The 17,370-nt window shown below is 35.7% G+C and carries 19 protein-coding genes; 3 read left to right on the top strand and 16 right to left on the bottom strand.

The window, feature by feature from the left end:
- Positions 1-206: 206 nt before the first annotated feature.
- From ACFSTA_RS05555 to bshC, 5 genes are all read right to left on the bottom strand, one after another.
- On the bottom strand, positions 207-2,432 hold the full coding sequence (locus tag ACFSTA_RS05555; protein ID WP_377555585.1) for a penicillin-binding protein: 2,226 nt from the start codon (positions 2,430-2,432) through the stop codon (positions 207-209).
- Between the two features lie 14 nt (positions 2,433-2,446).
- Entirely contained in the window at positions 2,447-2,827 is a 381-nt protein-coding gene (gene ftsL / locus ACFSTA_RS05550) for a cell division protein FtsL (RefSeq protein WP_377555584.1), read from the bottom strand.
- Entirely contained in the window at positions 2,827-3,804 is a 978-nt protein-coding gene (gene rsmH / locus ACFSTA_RS05545; protein ID WP_377555583.1) for a 16S rRNA (cytosine(1402)-N(4))-methyltransferase RsmH, read from the bottom strand. The genes ftsL and rsmH overlap by 1 nt, the downstream gene beginning before the upstream one ends.
- 33 nt (positions 3,805-3,837) lie before the next feature.
- A complete protein-coding gene (gene mraZ, locus ACFSTA_RS05540; protein WP_377555582.1) occupies positions 3,838-4,269 on the bottom strand; it encodes a division/cell wall cluster transcriptional repressor MraZ in 432 nt (143 codons plus the stop codon).
- A 606-nt stretch (positions 4,270-4,875) separates the two neighbouring features.
- Positions 4,876-6,498, bottom strand: coding sequence for a bacillithiol biosynthesis cysteine-adding enzyme BshC (gene bshC / locus ACFSTA_RS05535; RefSeq protein WP_377555581.1), 1,623 nt, complete (start codon positions 6,496-6,498; stop codon positions 4,876-4,878).
- 338 nt (positions 6,499-6,836) lie between these two features.
- Here bshC and ACFSTA_RS05530 point away from each other — a divergent pair, with 338 nt between their 5' ends.
- The gene (locus tag ACFSTA_RS05530; RefSeq protein WP_377555580.1) at positions 6,837-7,313 is read left to right on the top strand and encodes an N-acetyltransferase; all 477 of its coding nucleotides are present in this window, start codon (positions 6,837-6,839) and stop codon (positions 7,311-7,313) included.
- A 128-nt stretch (positions 7,314-7,441) separates the two neighbouring features.
- Here the strand turns inward: ACFSTA_RS05530 and ACFSTA_RS05525 are convergent, their stop codons facing one another.
- The 4 genes from ACFSTA_RS05525 to ACFSTA_RS05510 all read right to left on the bottom strand — a co-directional run bounded on the left by ACFSTA_RS05525 (position 7,442) and on the right by ACFSTA_RS05510 (position 9,624).
- On the bottom strand, positions 7,442-7,927 hold the full coding sequence (locus ACFSTA_RS05525) for an RsfA family transcriptional regulator (protein ID WP_377555579.1): 486 nt from the start codon (positions 7,925-7,927) through the stop codon (positions 7,442-7,444).
- 111 nt (positions 7,928-8,038) lie between these two features.
- Positions 8,039-8,800: an enoyl-CoA hydratase/isomerase family protein gene (locus ACFSTA_RS05520; protein WP_377555578.1), complete on the bottom strand. Its 762-nt coding sequence runs from the start codon at positions 8,798-8,800 to the stop codon at positions 8,039-8,041.
- Between the two features lie 74 nt (positions 8,801-8,874).
- The gene (gene rpmF / locus ACFSTA_RS05515) at positions 8,875-9,048 is read right to left on the bottom strand and encodes a 50S ribosomal protein L32 (protein WP_019378535.1); all 174 of its coding nucleotides are present in this window, start codon (positions 9,046-9,048) and stop codon (positions 8,875-8,877) included.
- Positions 9,049-9,096: 48 nt separating this feature from the next.
- A complete protein-coding gene (locus tag ACFSTA_RS05510) occupies positions 9,097-9,624 on the bottom strand; it encodes a YceD family protein (RefSeq protein WP_377555577.1) in 528 nt (175 codons plus the stop codon).
- Positions 9,625-9,844: 220 nt separating this feature from the next.
- Between ACFSTA_RS05510 and ACFSTA_RS05505 the strand changes: the two genes are divergently transcribed.
- Positions 9,845-11,062, top strand: a complete 1,218-nt coding sequence (locus ACFSTA_RS05505; protein WP_377555575.1) for a nucleotidyltransferase — start codon at positions 9,845-9,847, stop codon at positions 11,060-11,062.
- A 10-nt stretch (positions 11,063-11,072) separates the two neighbouring features.
- Here ACFSTA_RS05505 and ACFSTA_RS05500 read toward each other — a convergent pair whose 3' ends face one another.
- Positions 11,073-12,095 carry a SepM family pheromone-processing serine protease gene (locus tag ACFSTA_RS05500; RefSeq protein WP_377555574.1) on the bottom strand — a complete coding sequence of 341 codons (1,023 nt, stop codon included), beginning with the start codon at positions 12,093-12,095 and terminating at the stop codon, positions 11,073-11,075.
- A gap of 253 nt (positions 12,096-12,348) precedes the next feature.
- Between ACFSTA_RS05500 and ylbJ the strand changes: the two genes are divergently transcribed.
- A complete protein-coding gene (gene ylbJ, locus ACFSTA_RS05495; protein WP_377555573.1) occupies positions 12,349-13,560 on the top strand; it encodes a sporulation integral membrane protein YlbJ in 1,212 nt (403 codons plus the stop codon).
- Positions 13,561-13,597: 37 nt separating this feature from the next.
- Here ylbJ and coaD read toward each other — a convergent pair whose 3' ends face one another.
- The 6 genes from coaD to ylbD all read right to left on the bottom strand — a co-directional run bounded on the left by coaD (position 13,598) and on the right by ylbD (position 16,853).
- On the bottom strand, positions 13,598-14,080 hold the full coding sequence (gene coaD / locus ACFSTA_RS05490) for a pantetheine-phosphate adenylyltransferase (protein WP_377555572.1): 483 nt from the start codon (positions 14,078-14,080) through the stop codon (positions 13,598-13,600).
- 26 nt (positions 14,081-14,106) lie between these two features.
- The gene (rsmD, locus tag ACFSTA_RS05485) at positions 14,107-14,670 is read right to left on the bottom strand and encodes a 16S rRNA (guanine(966)-N(2))-methyltransferase RsmD (RefSeq protein ID WP_377555571.1); all 564 of its coding nucleotides are present in this window, start codon (positions 14,668-14,670) and stop codon (positions 14,107-14,109) included.
- 710 nt (positions 14,671-15,380) lie between these two features.
- On the bottom strand, positions 15,381-15,656 hold the full coding sequence (locus ACFSTA_RS05480) for a YlbG family protein (protein WP_377555570.1): 276 nt from the start codon (positions 15,654-15,656) through the stop codon (positions 15,381-15,383).
- 71 nt (positions 15,657-15,727) lie between these two features.
- Complete coding sequence (locus ACFSTA_RS05475) at positions 15,728-16,168, bottom strand: YlbF family regulator (protein ID WP_377555569.1); 441 nt, start codon at positions 16,166-16,168, stop codon at positions 15,728-15,730.
- A 59-nt stretch (positions 16,169-16,227) separates the two neighbouring features.
- Positions 16,228-16,461 (bottom strand): YlbE-like family protein, encoded by a 234-nt coding sequence (locus ACFSTA_RS05470; RefSeq protein WP_377555568.1) that lies wholly within the window; start codon positions 16,459-16,461, stop codon positions 16,228-16,230.
- An 8-nt stretch (positions 16,462-16,469) separates the two neighbouring features.
- Positions 16,470-16,853 carry a spore coat protein YlbD gene (ylbD, locus tag ACFSTA_RS05465; protein WP_377555567.1) on the bottom strand — a complete coding sequence of 128 codons (384 nt, stop codon included), beginning with the start codon at positions 16,851-16,853 and terminating at the stop codon, positions 16,470-16,472.
- Positions 16,854-17,370 lie beyond the last annotated feature (517 nt).

The following is a 17,370-nucleotide window of genomic DNA, read 5'->3' as shown; positions in this document are numbered from 1 at the left end:
TCATCCCCTCTTCATAGATAGGCTTGTATCCACTATATGAATTAAAAAACTGAATAGAACACTGTTTTCTTAAAGTTCGATACTTTTTTTCTAGTAATACTTTTAAATAGTAATTGTTATTTATTTTTTGAAATTACAAAGCAAAAACTCTTATAGATGAAGTCAGATCCATGTAATAATGATTTTTGTCTATAATTTTATGACCACTAATTTTCGCTTGTATCTTCCGACTCTTCCTGGCGATTGTCATTAGGAGCTTCCAATTCTACCTCTAATATATCTTCCTTTGTAATAGAATGATCTACGGGTATGCTCTGATTGACTACATAGCCATGTCCAGACGAATCCACTTTTAATTGTAGTAAATCTGACAATATCCACACATCTCGCATGGACCAACCTTTTATATTTGGCATGGTGGCTTGATCTGTCAGTAGAATAATTCGTTCATTTTGAAGAATTTTACTACCCTGCTGCACATTCGAATCAACAACTTGATTTCCTGTTCCAACCACTGTAACCTTAAATCCTTTTTGCTCTAATTCTTCTTTAGACTTTGTTACACCTTTTCCTATCAATTCAGGAACTGTAATGAGCTGTGAGTCACCATAATCCTCTTTATCAGGTTCTATATTTAAATAATGTAAGCTATTCTCCATTACATGATTAAAAATGAACGATACTGGTGCACTTCCTGGTTCAATACCTTCTTCCGTTACAAGGGTTGGTTGTTTGACGGAAACGTACATCATCAATTTAGGGTCATCAGCCGGAGCCATCCCTAGGAATGAAAAAATATAGTTTTCCCGACCGGTTAAATATCCTGGTCCATCTGGGTTAGGAATTTCCGCTGTCCCTGTTTTTCCGGCAACAGAATAATCATTCAGATTATATCTTCTTCCAGTACCATTTTCTGATTTCACAACTGATTCAAGCAAGCCTCTTACTTGTTCTGCCGTTTCTTTCGATATGGGCTCACCTACAACCTCAGTTGATTGTTCACTTACAACATTACCCGTATCGGAATCTACTATTTTATTAATTACATATGGCTGTACCATTTTCCCATTATTCGCAATGGCAGACGCTGCTTTCATTTGCTGAATAGGAGTTGTGGTACTTCCCTGTCCAAAGGCAGTTGTTAGCTTCTCCGCTGGCCAATTATACAAAATCTTACCGCCAACTTCACCTGGTAAATCAATACCAGATAATTGGTCAAATTGAAAGTCATGAAGATACTCTAAAAATCTATCGGGGCCAATTTTTTCCCATACTAGCTTGGAAGCTGCTACGTTTGAAGATCTTGCAAATCCTTCGTCATATGAAATGATGCCCCAGCCTTCTCCATTATTATGATCATTTATTGGTTTAATTCGGTCATTAATTTGATAGCTTCCAGATTTGAATCCATCTGATCCATCATAGACACCTTCTTCTATCGCAGCTGCCCATGTGAACATTTTCATTGTTGAGCCTGGTTCAAACGGAGTTGATACTGCATCATTATACCAATTCTTTACATCCGCTGGATTGTTCGGATTATAGCTTGGCCGATTCCCCATAGCTATAATTTCACCTGTTTTCGGATTCATCACGATGGCTGTTATTCTTTCCGGCTCGTATTTTTCTTCAACCTGAGACATAACATCCTCTAGTAAAGTTTGTACTTTCTGATCAATTGTTAAATAGACATCATCGCCATTTTTTGGTTGTTTAATAACCTCATTAGGATCTAGTAACTTCTTATTATATAAATCACGTTCAAAGGATATGTATCCATCTTGACCACGTAATAAGTCATTCATTTCATTTTCAATACCTGTAACACCTTTAACCTCGGAGATAACCTTATCTTCTTCCTCTTCTTCCATTTTAGTTTCTCTAGCGAAACCAATAATATGGGAAGCGAACGTACCATTTGGATAATAACGAGTAGACTCTCTTATAAAATTAATTCCTGGTAATTGAAGGGCATCGATTTCATCTTTTTCCTTTTGGCTGATGTCTTTTCCTGAGGGACCAAATTCTACTTGCGTTCTCTCATTTGCAACTCCATTATTTATCTGATCCAAAATATACTGTTTTTCAACACCCAATATCGGGGCAAGCAGCTCAGCGGTGTTTTCTGGATCGTCCACATGTTTTGGTTCGTCTAGATTTTCCGAGTATGCCTCATTGACTATTGCATACATTCGAAAAGTAGGCATATCATACGCTAATGTCATCCCATTATTATCAAATATCTTTCCACGTTCTGACTCTAGCGGATAAGAGGAAGTTCTCTTGTCTTTAGCCCAATCAACCAATGATACATTTTGTATTTCTCCAGCAGCTTGAATATATAAAAATCTACCAGTTAATACCATAAACACTGCTACAAAGAACACGATTAAAATGGCTGTCATAAAATGTGTTGTTTTATTTTTATTCATTTTTGTTCACCTTATTAATTGTGAAATGAAGTGGCTTGTTTTACTTCCGCATTCTGAATAGTTAAGCCATTTTCCTTTGCAATTTGCGTAATGCGCTCTGGTCTACTTAATTCTTTAATTTCAAATACTAATGACTCATTCGTTAATTTTTGTGATTGTACATTTTGTTCAAGTGATTGTAAATCTCTATTTAATGTGTCAGTCGAGGAAGAATAAGATACAATATATGCACTAGCAACTATTAAGAAAAGTCCAACAAAAGAATAAAGAACCTTCTCCCCCTTGGTTATCCAACTTTTTTTCCGAACAACGACTTTTTGTTTTTCTTCCTGAACGTGTGTAGCATTTTGTGAAGTATAGGATTGTTGCCATACTCTCGCGTGATTAGCTGCCATTACTTTTTCCACCCTTCCTCATATATAAAATCATCATTCCACACATTTATTTTTTCAACAATTCGTAGTTTCGCTGATCTAGAGCGACGATTATTATCTAATTCACTGTCATTAGCTATTATCGGCTTACGAGTAACTAATTTGAATGGAGCTTCATAATCCTTTGGAATAACCGGTAAATTTCTCGGTGTTTCTTTCGGTGTGCTCCATTTCTTAAACGCTTGTTTACACAGTCTATCCTCAAGCGAATGAAATGTAATTACTGCAATACGACCATTTATTCCAACTACCCTCGCAGCTTGATGGAGTGCATCATTAAACGCAGCTAATTCATCATTAACAGCAATTCGTATTGCCTGGAAAATCCGTTTCGCCGGATGTCCTCCTTTTCTTCGCGCTGGAGCTGGTATCCCCTCTTTAATGAGGTCAACTAATTGGAATGTCGTTTCAATTGGTTCTACTTTTCTATATTCTTCAATCTTACGAGCAATTTGTTTCGAAAACTTCTCTTCCCCGTATTTAAAAAATATTGAAACTAACTGATTATATGTCCAATGATTAACTACTTCATATGCAGTTAATTCTTGTGCTTGATCCATTCTCATATCTAATTTAGCGTCGTGCTGATAACTGAAACCTCTTTCTCCTCGATCAAGTTGTGGAGAAGAAACACCTAAATCAAACAAAATACCATCAATATGCTCGATATTGTTATGCTGTAATTCTTGTTCGATATGACGGAAATTATTGTGTACAAATAGAATTCGATCACTGTATAGCTCTAACCTTTGTCTAGCAGCTTCTAATGCATCTTCATCTTGATCAAACGCTACAAGTAATCCATCTTTTTCTAGTTGGGAAACAATTCGTTCTGAATGCCCTCCCCCACCAACAGTACAATCGACATACGTACCATTTGGTTTTATATCTAATCCTTTAACTGATTCATCCTTTAACACTGTATAATGTTCAAACATTTTTACACCCACTTTATTGTTTTGCTATGTCCGTTAAATATCGAAATCCATTAGGTTCTCGGCAATTTCTGCGAACGATTCCTCAGAATCATTAAAATAATCTTCCCAATTCTCACTAGCCCAGAACTCTATTCGATTGGACACACCGATCACAACACACTCTTTATCTAGAACAGCATAATTACGTAATGGCTGTGGAATATTTATTCTTCCCTGCTTGTCCACTTCACATTCCACTGCTCCAGAAAAGAAAAAACGCGTAAAAGCTCTAGCGTCTTTTTTGGTTAATGGGAGTTTTTTTAACTTTTCCTCTAATAATGTCCATTCTTCCATGGGATATGCGAACAAACATTTATCTAATCCACGGGTCACAACAAAACGCTCCCCAAGTCCATCACGGAACTTGGAAGGGACAATAATTCTGCCTTTTGTATCAATGTTATGTTGGAATTCACCCATGAACATAAAGTCCGCCCCACTTTCATGTTTCTATATTACCACATTCCCCCACAATCCTCCACTCAATTTTTTAAAAAAATATATTTTTTATTGAATTGAAGCTTTCGACCTACAAATATTGGATATGATAATTCCTCCATGAGCTTGGTTTATCACGTATTAAACACCGTTATATAAGCATTTTTGATGTTCAATTAGTCTTGTTGAAAAAGGGCTACCCATTTCATCAACAATTGGTGGGGAATAGTGGGAGAGTTTTTCCACATAAAAAATAACGTTCCCGTTTGGAGTAAACGGGAACGTTAAAAGAAACTAGATATTATGTTTCGCTTTATAGAAAAATGCGAAGTAACTGCAACCGTGTGGGCAGTCGCTTTCCGCAGGGAACCGGGGAAACGGGGAAACGGACAATTCTTCCCTTATTTGTGACAAAATTGGGTAATAAAGGGGCTTAAAGGACATCTGTTCCGTTATTAACCGAAATGGCAGGTATTCTGGTACGAATTAGAGCATATAACGTACGTGATGTCCGATAACATTTTCAAATGAGATTATTTTAAGAAATAACGTACGCCATGTCCGCTCCGTTAACTCACCACTCCAAGCAGAGTCTTAAAGGTACACCACGTAATGATCCTGTTCAAACGAGCATGTATGTTTTGTTAATTTGTTTATAAAGTTAAACCCATGATTATTAATAAAAAATAGTGGGTTCCATACTCTCTCTTGTAATCCTGCCATTGGATGAAGAAAATTGTTTAAGTAATCAAACTCCATTAATTCTCTATTATACTTTTCCTCTAGCGTGTTTATTATCCTACCTTCAAGAAATTCAATTTCACTAAATAGGTGTAATAAATTTTTATCTGCCAGGTCCCCTAAGTCTGCACGAATATTTCTAGAATAGTCTCTTAGTGGTTTGTGTGCTTCTTCCATCACACGTTTCAACTCTTGTACTACTTTTTGTATCGGAGGATTAGACTGCGACATGAGCCATTGCATTTTTCGAACATCGATTCCCCTATTAATTGCCTCAGCAACGGGAATATTATATTTAGCTAATAACTTTTCAACCTTACGATCCATGTATGTAAATGACAATCTAGGCATAATTGGTGGCATTTTCAAATCCATGATATGGAATGCTGGTTTTAAAACCGACCAATAGCTTATCTCACCAGGTCCACCAATAAAAGCTAAAGTAGGAAACAATAATTCTTGCATTAGTGGACGAGTGACTACATTATTACTCAATAACTCTGGATTGTTACGAGCTATTTCAAGCAATTCTTCTGTTGTTAATTTCACCTCATTTTGCTTTCCTACCCAATTACCATGTTCATCTCGCTTCAATAAAATCCGTTCTTTGTTGTGATGATAAAACAAATGGGCATCATCAGGGTCAACATCCAATGATATTGAATAACCGTCTTGCTTTAAATGTTGTTCCGTAGCATAAACTCGCTTACTAAGTTGTGTTTGTTTTTCTATTATATTTAAGAAATGATTACTCTCTAGCTTACGAACGCTAGTATGACCAGAATCAATTAACACAAGACCTTCTTCGTCAAATAACTTAAATATTAATCCGGCGAAGAAATCAACATATGTATTAGAATTCGCCAAACAGTCTGTGATTAAAGAATATAAATCCTTTGTATATTCCGTTTCAGCCAATCCCTCAAAAAGCTCATCCAGCCAATGTATTACATTCTGCTCTTCTAATTCAATTTGGGAGACAGACTGTTTATCAATGTTTTTTTGTTTTAAAATATGCTTTTTCATTTTATTCTTTTCTTGCTTATATACATGATTAATTTCATCAAAATCATGGTCTTCTCCAGCAATCCAGAAGACAGGTACTACTGGTATTTTTAATTTCTCCTCTTGCATCCTAGCTAATTGAACAATCGATATAACTTTATTTATAGAATATAATGGTCCTGTTAATATTCCAGCTTGTTGCCCACCTATTACTACGACACTATTTTCATCTCTTAACCGTTCGATATTGGTCAACGTACTTTTTGGAGCATTCCATTGATTATTTAATTGAATTAAGACATCTACTAATTGATCACGATTATAGTCGCGTCCCTTTATATCACTCACACGTTGCTTCATTTCTTTAAACGATGCTGTGTAATCAAAATGCTGCATAACATTTTGTTTTGTACTTCGATAATCACGTATTAACTGACTTTGGTTTTCTATATGTACTGGTTCTACCTGCATAAGATTACATGCTCCTTTAAAGTTTCTGTTTCACAAATCACTTCATGTCCAATTCGTATTGTACATAATTCACGAGAAAATTTCATGTTATCTGTTTTAACCTGATAAAAAAGATATCCACTTGCTCCTCATTGATACATGTAAATTTATAATCATGCAAGTATGTAATTAACTATACTTCACGAATAACGATTTTGCTGACTATTACCTTCGCTTGAAAATTCTTAACAATTATAGGATTCCCGCTAATGTTATTTATTTCTATGACAATTTATATTATAATAATATAAAAGATACAATTACAATATCTTATTCTGACATCGGGGGAGGATGTTTTTATGCAAGAAGTAAAAGTTGAAAGACTTTTAATCAACTATAAGACATTAGAAGAATTTAAGCGCTTTAAAGAGTATGGTAATCAAGAATTATCCATGTTAGAGGACCTTCAATCAAATATTGTAGAAAATAATAGTGAATCACCTTTCTACGGAATTTATTACGGTGATACACTCGTAGCTAGAATGAGTTTATACAAAGTAGACAAAAAATACGATGCCTATTTTGACCCGGCACAAGATTATTTAGAATTGTGGAAATTGGAAGTGCTTCCACATTACCGTGGGAAAGGGTACGGAAAAGCTTTAGTAGATTTTGCAAAAAAATATGACTTGCCTATAAAAACAAATCCTAGAATCAATTCTCATGGTTTCTGGGAGAAGATGAACTTTCAAAAAGCGAAGTATGATATGGAGAGAGATTTAGGTGAAAATCCTTTAATCTGGTTACCTGAAGGAGTAAATGAAAAAGCTGTTTAATATGAAATGGGTATGTAAGACATGAATGATTTCAAAACACTATCATTCATGTCTTTTTATTATTGGGTTTTTTATGAAAGCAATAAACTACAATCAAGAAAACAGTACCCATTTTTTAAACATATCCATTATTTTTTCTCTTTAACCCATTGCCATAAATTCCCCATCTCTGTCCAAGCATTTTCATATCGAGATAGCTTCTCTTTCAACTTTTCATTTTCATCTTTCAACTGATTAAGCAGTTTCTCTTGTTTATGAATATCTTGACTTGCTAAGTATCCAGATTTCATTTTCTCTAAAAGTAGTATTGCTGTTTCTAAGGTATCTTTTTCTTGTGATGATTTTGGATTTGAACTCCAAAACTGTGTCTGTCCAGATGGTGGTGTACTACCACGCTTTCTCTCTTCTTTTGCTTGTAAGATCGCATCTTGGTATTGCTTTCGGATTGTTGCGTTCCAACGAAAACCACAAGCTGCTGATGTACGAGATAATTGTTTTGCCACTTCTTTAAAGGCTTCTAGTTGTGTTTTTCCTTCCCTGATATAACGAAGTACTGTTTCTGCTAGTATTACGTCTTCGTCTTCCGTCCAAGCATCCTGCCGTGTAGCATTCATAACATCACTCCTTATCTATTTGCTATCAATGTATGCTAAAAATAGGAGTGATAGAATCACACTTTAGTATTTTACCAAGGAAATTTTAAATTATAAGCTAATTTTTTCTTATTACTTTTGTTTTAAAAATTGTTGGACTGCATGTATATGCTCCTCGGAATCCCAAAGGTTGGCACAGTTTTGAACTTCTTTATTCATTTTTTCAGAAAGTCGAGGCAAATTTAATTCTTCCATATACTGTTCCTTTAAAGCTTTCATTTGATTATATGATTTTGTTATGTACATATGTAATAATGCTTCTTGATTCTTCCATCTTTCTTCTGGAATTAATTGATGTAACCAACCTTGTCGCTGTAAATATTCAGCTGAAAATGTTTCTGCTTCCATTAACCATTGATAAGCAAAACTAGAATGAACTTTTTCATATAATAGTGCACCACCGCCCCACCCAGGAATAATCCCAAGTTTTGATTGGATAAAACCAAAAGTAGTAGAAGCCTTTGCAATTCTAAAATCACAAGCGGTGGCTATTTCACATCCCCCACCTAACGCATTTCCATTCAACAAACACACTGTTGGAACAGGAAAAGTAACAATCGCATACAGGATCTCCTTGATATAGTTTAATAGCTCATAGGATGATTCAGGAGATAAGTCAGCATGAAAGTCAATTAAGTCACCACCTGCACAGAACATCTTATTGCCAGCTCCAGTAATTACTAATAATTTTACGTGATCTTCTCTCGCTGTATATAAAGCACGTTTGAAATCTTCAGCCATACGCTTAGAAATTGCATTATGCTTTTCTTGACGATCTAACATTATTACGCCATAATCATTATTTTTTCGTTGATAGTGGACCAACTCTTTCATGGGACTACCTCCTCGTTTTCACATATAAAAAAAACAGACCACTTTCATAGGTGATCTGTTTTTCTCAGGTATCATTAGTTATTTACTACTTCTTTACCATCATACTGTCCACATGATTTACATACATGGTGTGGTTTTGTTAGTTCACCACAATTTGAACATTCTACCATGCCAGGTACGTGTAATTTTTTATGAGTACGACGTTGATTTTTAACTTTTTTAGAAGTTCTTCTTTTAGGTACTGCCATGACTTACACCTCCTTCAAATACGAAAGCAAAACTTGAATCGGATATTCTTATTTTTCTTTCTCATTATCTTTAAATAGACTCTCAAGCTTCTTTAGACGAGGATCTATTTTCTTTTCTTTTGCATCTTCTGAAGTTACTTCCCAATCATTTCCTTTTGGTTGGAAGCTTTGTTGGTCATCCGCTTCATCAGAAAACACTCGAAAAGGAACCTCCAATAAAATATTTTCCTTGATATACGGCGTTAAGTCAAGCACTTCTCCATCAATTAGATGAATTTCAATATCGTTATCATCTACAAGGTAAGAAGAAGTAGTAAAAATCTCCCTAGCTTTAATATCAAGAGGATATTCTACATCTACTAGTGTTCGTGCACAAGGTAATATCATTTCACCACGAATTGTAAATGAAAAGATAAATTGATCCCCTTGAACCGTACAGTCTCCGTGTACATGAACTGGGTCAATTCGACGTATATCATTATTCATTGTTTCGAGTTCAGAAACATCAACCTTTTCATCAAATGTAAAAGGCTCATTAAACCCTAATTTCTTCATTTGTGCTACAGTAAATTTCATTGTTTTCACCCCAAGGCAACAAGAGTAATTGTAAAAGGAAAATGGTGTTTTGTCAATATATTTTCTTTACAGAATACAAATTTTGCTCAAATTTATACATAGTATACCCATTATCCATTCCAATAGTCATGAACTAAAGAGTACCATTTCATACATTATCATGCACGTAAAATGAATTTTTGGTACAATATACCATACTAGAGAAGGTAGGAGTGTTTTTATGAAAGCATGTGGACTTGTTGTTGAATATAATCCATTTCATAATGGTCATGTTTACCATATTAATGAGGCTAAGAAAATATCTGGTGCAGATTGTATGGTCGCAGTAATGAGCGGTAATTTTTTGCAGCGTGGTGAACCCGCCGTTATGGATAAATACCACCGTACAAAAGCTGCGCTTCAGACAGGTATAGACATCATGTTAGAGTTGCCATATACCTATGCGGTTCAAAGTAGTAACTTATTTGCCAAAGGTTCTGTTCGAACATTAAACGAAGTCGGAGTTGATAGTATTTGCTTCGGGAGTGAGTCTGGGGATATTGCCCCATTTCTTTCTGGATATGAAACCCGAATGAAAAAAGAATCAACATATAAGGAATTTTTAACAAAGGCATTAGATAAAGGCTTGTCCTTCCCAGAAGCCAGTAAAGAAGCCTACCAAGCAATTGGACTAACTTCCAATGCGATTGATTTGTCAAAACCGAACAATATCTTAGGATTTAGTTATGTGTCTGCCATTATGGATGAGGAATTATCAATAAATCCACTTACTATTAAACGAACAAGCAATAATTTTCATGATGAAACTGTCACTAGCTCAATCGCTAGTGCCACAAGTATTCGTAAGCATTTATTTAGCAATAAACAATCTGTAAAGGAAATCCAATATACAATGCCAACAACCACTATTCAACAGCTAAACAACTACCAACAAAAAGCTTCAACATGGCATTCTTGGGAGAATTATTTCCATTTTCTGCTTTACCGTGTGCAGACAATGGAAATAAACGAACTCGCTTCGATTCATGGAATGGAGGAAGGTATTGAATATCGCATCAAAAAAACAGCTAATCATGCTACTTCTTTTCATGATTGGATTTCGAAGATTAAAACGAAACGCTATACTTGGACAAGAATTCAGCGTATATTCGTACATTTACTAACCAATACAAAAAAATCAGAGATAGATTCTTTAAATATAAAAACTTCTATACCGTATGTAAGATTGCTAGGACTAACAGAGAAAGGACAGGCTTATTTAAACGGAAAGAAAAAACAAATGGATGTACCGATTGTTACCAAACTCAGTCGGAACAATCATCCAATGCTCTCTCTTGAAGAAAGAGCATCACATGCATACTATAGTATTTTACCAATCGAATACAGAAAAAAACTATTCAAACAAGAATTATACAGTCCAATTTTCGAAAAAAAATAGACCTTGAGGTCTATTTTTTTTCGAGCTCCTGTAAGTAAGTTAGGGCATCTTGAAATGTATTAACAGGAATTATTTCCATATCTGTTCCAATTTCTTCTGCTGTTTTTTTCGCTATATCATAGTTTGAGTTACTAGCTCCATTTTCATTTGGAGCAAAAAAGATATCGCATCCTTCCCGATCAGCAGCGATTACCTTCTTATCGATTCCTCCAATTCGAAGGACATTTCCTTCATAATCCACTTCACCTGTACCAGCTATTTCATAGCCTTTTGTTAAATCTTCTTCTGTTAATTGGTCATATATTTCCAAGGAAAACATGAGTCCTGCACTAGGGCCACCAATGCTACCACTGGAAAAATTCACTTCGGGGTCTACTTGAATTTTTCGGTCTGTCACTAAACTGATACCAATTCCAACATTGTTATCTAACTCTTCTAACTCGGCAAGGGGAATACTTTCCACTAACTTCTCTTCTCCTCGTTCAAACGCAATGGTAATACTATCCCCTGCTTGTTTATTTTCCACATAACCTATCAAGTCTTCTGCGCTTTGCATTGGTATATCATCAATTGATGTAATCAGGTCACCAATCTTTAAAATATTGTCTGCAGGTACACCTTCCAATACAGATACAACGTAAACACCATTATCTTCAATAGTTATATTTTCTTGGGCAGCCTCATAGGCAACAACAATTGCCTTTTCCTGTGAACTATCCATCATTTGTAATTGTATTTGAATATATTCCTCTTCAGAAATACCCTCAGGCCGTACTTCGTGGATGGGTAAGATTTCTTGGTGAGGTAATAATTTTGCTAATAAATATTGAACGGGAGTTGCTTGGCCACCTCTTACTGTTACTAAATGCATATCCCCTTCACTTTCATACCCTTCAACCACTTCAACAATCGGATTCAGTGCATCTGCTCCACCAGGTTTTTGAATATAGTATGGCAATCTATAGGCTGATAGGAATATCGCTATAACAACGACAATAACTAAGAGTAATATCTGTTTTTTTGTAAACTTCATACAAAAACTCCTTAATAAAATAATAAAAAATATTTGTTCTAATCCTTAATACGTCGTTACGCAACATCCAATCTTCACTTACTATGTAAAAGTGTATGGCATAAACTTATGACGTATGTGCGTATATTGATATAGGCATGAATACTTGTCTAAAAAAATATCTCAGAACTGTACAAATGATACAAACTAGAATCATTTTACTATTACCACCAAAATAAGTACAGTCATGATTCACCATTTAGGAGGCAAAACTTTGAAACAAATAGTAAAAACATTAATGCTATCGGGTTTTACCATTTTCTTTGCATTTACATTAATAAAATTCCCCAAAGATGCCCTTGAAGCAAGTATCCGTGGATTAGATATGTGGTGGGAAATCGTCTTTCCATCACTATTACCTTTTTTCATTATAGCAGATTTATTGCTTAGTTTCGGAGTTGTACGCTTCCTCGGGGTTGTTTTTGAGCCTGTAATGCGCCCTTTATTTAATGTCCCCGGTGCCGGAAGCTTTGCATGGATCATGGGAATGGCAAGCGGTTATCCCACAGGCGCAAAAATCTCTGTTCGATTAAGAGAAGAAAAACAACTTTCACGAATAGAAGCAGAACGACTTGTTTCTTTCACAAATGCATCTAGTCCACTATTTATATTTGGAGCAATTTCGGTAGGTTTCTTTCATAACGCAAAGCTTGGTCTGTTACTTGCAACATGTCATTATGTCGGAAATGCTCTAGTAGGAATATGCATGCGCTTTTATGGTAAATCAGAAGATAAAAAGGACAAACCCTATAAAAGTAAACGAAAAGCTTCCTTGAGAAGAGCTTTTAGAGAAATGCATGAGACACGAATGATGGATACTCGTCCGCTTGGAGAGGTCATGGGGGATGCTGTATTAAATTCGATAAAGACGTTAGTTATGGTCGGTGGATTCATAATTTTATTTTCAGTTGTGACGAAATTATTATTTTTAATAGAGGTAACGCCCATAATAGCATTTTTATTTCAAACTATCTTCCAAATGATTGGATTACCAGTAGAATTAGCTCTCCCCTTTATATCTGGATTATTTGAAATAACGATTGGAGCAAATCTTATTTCCAAAGTAGCTACCGATCCATTCTTAGCAAGTATTATCATCGTGAGTTTTATACTTGGCTTCAACGGTTTTTCCGTACAAGCACAGGTAGCAAGTATTATTTCCAAGACAGATATACGTTTTGCTCCTTATTTTTTCGCTCGAATTCTACACGGGTTTATCGCTAGTTTTTTAATCATCTTGCTATACAAACCATTATACGTAAATAGACATGTATTTGAGATGGATGAAGTTCCAGTTACTAAACCTATACAGGAAGAAAAACTATTTCAAGTATTAGAGTTAATGGCTCAAATCGGACCAATTATTACAATCCTCTTTCTATCTATTGGCGCCTTCATTCTGGTCAATCGTCAGAGGAAAAATTAACAAAAGATGTTGCACCATTCGTGCAACATCAGATCGCTTACTTATTATATTTTTGCTGTAACGCTTTTTCTACAACTTTTGGTACTAAATCGGAAACGTTAGCTTTGTATTTCGCAACCTCTTTCACGATACTGGAGCTTAAAAAAGAATACTGATTATTCGTCATCATAAACAGTGTTTCAACTTCTTCATCTAATTTTCTATTCATAGAAGTAATTTGCATTTCATATTCGAAATCACTTACAGCTCGTAGCCCTCTTAATATTACTTGGGCATTCTTTTGTTTGGCATAATTAATCAATAAGCCATCACTTGCATCTACCGTAACATTTGGGAGATCTTTCGTAGATTCCTTTATTAAATGCATTCGTTCTTCAACTGAGAATAGTGGATTTTTGGACTGATTATTAAAGACTGCAACAATAACTTCATCAAATATTGCAGATCCTCGTTGAATAATGTCTAAGTGTCCATATGTAATTGGATCAAAACTACCTGGACATATCGCCAATCTACTCATTAATGTAACCTCTCTCAATATAAATTTTAGGACTTGTTTTTCTTTGCAAGGATAGTCACTCCTATCGTCCCCCCATAATTAACTTGCTTCATAATATCAAAATTATCTATTGGGAAGGAAAATCTCTCGTTAGGGTCATGTTCACAATAAATGACACCTTCTTCATTTAATAAATTATGTTTTTCAATCTCATTAATTAATTCCGTGTAATTCGCTTTTCCATAAGGAGGATCTAGAAATATTAGGTTAAAAGTAATTCCTCTTTTTGCGGAAGCCTTTAATGCTCGATAAGCATCTGTACGGAAAACTTCCGAGTTCTCTTCTAGTCTCAAATTCTTTATATTCTCAGAGATGGTATGTATAGCTTTTGGATGTTTATCAATAAAAATACATGAATCCATCCCTCTACTAATTGCTTCTATCCCTAATGATCCGCTTCCTGCAAATAAATCAAGGCAATTTCCGCCTTGAAAAAATGGGCCAATTACTTGGAAGATAGCTTCCTTAACTTTGTCAGTAGTCGGTCTCGTAGATTTCCCTGGAACAGCTTTTATTTGTCTTCCTTTATGTAATCCTGCTACTACACGCATGCAAACACCTCATATGGACATTATTCGACATTAATCCTACCATAAACCATTTTATTTTGCAGTTTTGAATGTGTAAAAAATAATAGACCAATGGATGTATATATTTTTTACCCTTGTACATAATAACATATGAGACAGCTAATGCGTAGCTTGGTTGTTTCAAAACACGGAGAAGAGACTTACACTTCCCCATAAGTTCTCCTCCGGTTTCTCCTCTCCCTTTGCCTTTTTGTTTTCTAACAAGAAAACAAAGGGACCTGCAGAATTATTTCTGCAGGTTTTTTTATGTTTAAGAACTAAAGCGCAAGCGCCCTTACAGGCTAAAAACGCCACGTCCTGTGGCAACGCCTGTACTAGCACGTCCTGTGCGCCGTAGCGACGTACTAACAGCGCCAGCGTAACGCTGGTGGTTCAATGTTGCCACGCAAAGTGGTGGTTTTAATTGAACATTCCCCGTAGGAGATAAAGGAAACATGCCCCTTCATAGGGGTATGCCGACGTTGGGCGCAAAGCCCGATTTTAGTCGGCCTTCCTTTAATCTTACAGTTTAAGGATGTTCGACTATGTCGAACTGTTATCGTACGAAGGTGAGGGGAGTTGCGCTAGTCGCTGGACGTGGCTGTTCCTGCCAAGAAGTATCCACAGGCATTAAATTTTATAATTTCCTAGACCATAAAAAAACCTTTGCGGATAAAACTACCGCAAAGGAATTAAATACCCATTTTGTAATCATACTGTTTTGCTTTATCTGGTTTTGCATTTTCAAAATCTGTACGAATTTCAGGCTTGAAAGAACGGTCGACACGTGAGACAAAAGAGTGTCTTAACAACTTAGCCTCGATTTCATCTGTATCTAAGTGGTCAACATAGATGACTGCGTATTTTAATTTTTTTGATGTATACAGTAAATGACCATACCGTTTCAGTTGCTTTACGTTTTTCATATGCTGAAACCAAACAATGATTCCTTGTCGTTTTCTTCTCATTGAGTTTCCCCACTAACATCCTTATTTTACTTTGATTATCAGACTATAATTAGTAGTTCCATATGTTCTTTTTAGGAAGCTTTACAACCACAACTACCGCCACTTCCGCAACCACAACCACCATCAGATAAGGCAGCCCCATCCTTTGGAACCTTAATATCTTTACTAACACTATGGGCAATATATCCGCTAATTTCATCTAGCAATTTTTGAAGATTGCGTTCAGCTATTTTATAAGAAGCAACTTTATCATTTAAGTCCATTTCGCGTTTAGATGTACGCACTTCCTTCATAATTTCATTATAATCAGGATGGTATCTGCCAAATCGTTGGACTTCTTCATATTGCTCTTTTATATCATTAAATGCTTTGATAAGCATTTGTGATTCCGGGTCGGTGTTCAGATCATGACGTGCTTTCTGAAAAGCTTTAACAACATCGGAATGTATGATCATATCTCCTAATAATTCAGCTCGATCCAAAAGATCAACATATTCTAGGGTAGCTATCATACGTAAATCACCTCCACCTTTATCTTACCATTATTTCTCCCTGGTGAAAATGAAAACGTCTAATCTTTCATCGTTTCAGCAAATTGCAACAACATACCTACCATCTGTACGTGGCCATTTATCTTTTCAACTTGTTGCGGAAAAGTCTTACCATAAAACCGCTTTGCTTCCTTTTCTATTTCAGGTAAGCTACTCGGATCCCTGGACAAGTAACGATACCATATTGGATTATGACGAACAAAATGTAATAACTCCGGACGAGATTTTAAATAATCATAGCATGTTTTATTCATATCCGAAGTCAATCCCGAAACCAATTATATGGTTGATTTCTCGTCATCGGATTCGCTTTCTTCTTATCTTGAAATTGACCAAGTAATTCTTGTAATGTTGATACTGTACCACTCAGTTCATGAACTTGTTTTTGCACTTTATCCACATCAACATTCTCCGTTAACTTCATCAATTGGTTGAAGAATTCAGACTTATTCCCTGACTTTTTCGTTGACTTATTATCATCTTCTCCAAATTCCTGCCACATTGGATCATCTTCTCCTAGAAGTACCCATTTTTCATAATATTCTTGCCATGACCTTCCACTCTTTCTTATTTCTTCTCTAAGTTTCGGATGATCATTAATGAATTGTTTGAAAGCAACAATTTTCGGATGTAAATCATCGCTCATGTCGTTCACCCCATTTTCATAAAAACTAGTCATTTATACATTTTATCCTTTAATAATTTATGCTAAGGGGGTATACCATGTGCAAAATGACTATTGGTAGAAATCTAGGGCTTTTGTAAAACAAAAGACTCTTTCGTATAGTTTGTTGCTGTTTTTATATAGAATGCGAAGCAACTCATTATGAAAAACGTGGTGAAATTTGAGATTAAATGTACTGCACCAAACCTCGCTCCAGAAATACACTTCGCTTTCCGCGGGCGGCTGGTGAGCCTCCTCGTGCTACGCACTGTGGGGTCTCACCGATGCCTTTCCTCCCGCAGGAGTCTTCGTGTATTTCTTCCGCTAGAATAGTGGATTACAACTTCATTACATGTATTGGATAGAAGAGCCTCACTGAATGTTGATAGCATGGGTTACTACCACTCCATAACCAGATTACTACCATCAGCGTAGGCAGAATACGTAGACTCCTCGAAAATATAAATCAATTTTCTTCGTGCGATGCAATGCTGCCGTA

This window comes from Ornithinibacillus salinisoli (genome assembly GCF_042684965.1).
Taxonomy (GTDB): Bacteria; Bacillota; Bacilli; order Bacillales; family Amphibacillaceae; genus Ornithinibacillus; species Ornithinibacillus salinisoli.
Note: the sequence above shows the minus strand (reverse complement) of the source record. Positions and strands in the feature narration are given on the sequence as shown.

Coding starts and splice junctions, on each gene's coding strand:
- coaD (WP_377555572.1), bottom strand. CDS start 14,080: ATGAGTAGATTGGCGATATGTCCAGGTAGTTTTGATCCAATTACATAT.
- ACFSTA_RS05500 (WP_377555574.1), bottom strand. CDS start 12,095: ATGAAGTTTACAAAAAAACAGATATTACTCTTAGTTATTGTCGTTGTT.
- mraZ (WP_377555582.1), bottom strand. CDS start 4,269: ATGTTCATGGGTGAATTCCAACATAACATTGATACAAAAGGCAGAATT.
- ACFSTA_RS05530 (WP_377555580.1), top strand. CDS start 6,837: ATGCAAGAAGTAAAAGTTGAAAGACTTTTAATCAACTATAAGACATTA.
- rpmF (WP_019378535.1), bottom strand. CDS start 9,048: ATGGCAGTACCTAAAAGAAGAACTTCTAAAAAAGTTAAAAATCAACGT.
- ACFSTA_RS05505 (WP_377555575.1), top strand. CDS start 9,845: ATGAAAGCATGTGGACTTGTTGTTGAATATAATCCATTTCATAATGGT.
- ACFSTA_RS05480 (WP_377555570.1), bottom strand. CDS start 15,656: ATGAGAAGAAAACGACAAGGAATCATTGTTTGGTTTCAGCATATGAAA.
- ACFSTA_RS05510 (WP_377555577.1), bottom strand. CDS start 9,624: ATGAAATTTACTGTAGCACAAATGAAGAAATTAGGGTTTAATGAGCCT.
- ylbD (WP_377555567.1), bottom strand. CDS start 16,853: ATGAGCGATGATTTACATCCGAAAATTGTTGCTTTCAAACAATTCATT.
- ACFSTA_RS05520 (WP_377555578.1), bottom strand. CDS start 8,800: ATGAAAGAGTTGGTCCACTATCAACGAAAAAATAATGATTATGGCGTA.
- ACFSTA_RS05475 (WP_377555569.1), bottom strand. CDS start 16,168: ATGATAGCTACCCTAGAATATGTTGATCTTTTGGATCGAGCTGAATTA.
- ACFSTA_RS05470 (WP_377555568.1), bottom strand. CDS start 16,461: ATGAATAAAACATGCTATGATTATTTAAAATCTCGTCCGGAGTTATTA.
- bshC (WP_377555581.1), bottom strand. CDS start 6,498: ATGCAGGTAGAACCAGTACATATAGAAAACCAAAGTCAGTTAATACGT.
- ACFSTA_RS05525 (WP_377555579.1), bottom strand. CDS start 7,927: ATGAATGCTACACGGCAGGATGCTTGGACGGAAGACGAAGACGTAATA.
- rsmH (WP_377555583.1), bottom strand. CDS start 3,804: ATGTTTGAACATTATACAGTGTTAAAGGATGAATCAGTTAAAGGATTA.
- ACFSTA_RS05555 (WP_377555585.1), bottom strand. CDS start 2,432: ATGAATAAAAATAAAACAACACATTTTATGACAGCCATTTTAATCGTG.
- rsmD (WP_377555571.1), bottom strand. CDS start 14,670: ATGCGTGTAGTAGCAGGATTACATAAAGGAAGACAAATAAAAGCTGTT.
- ftsL (WP_377555584.1), bottom strand. CDS start 2,827: ATGGCAGCTAATCACGCGAGAGTATGGCAACAATCCTATACTTCACAA.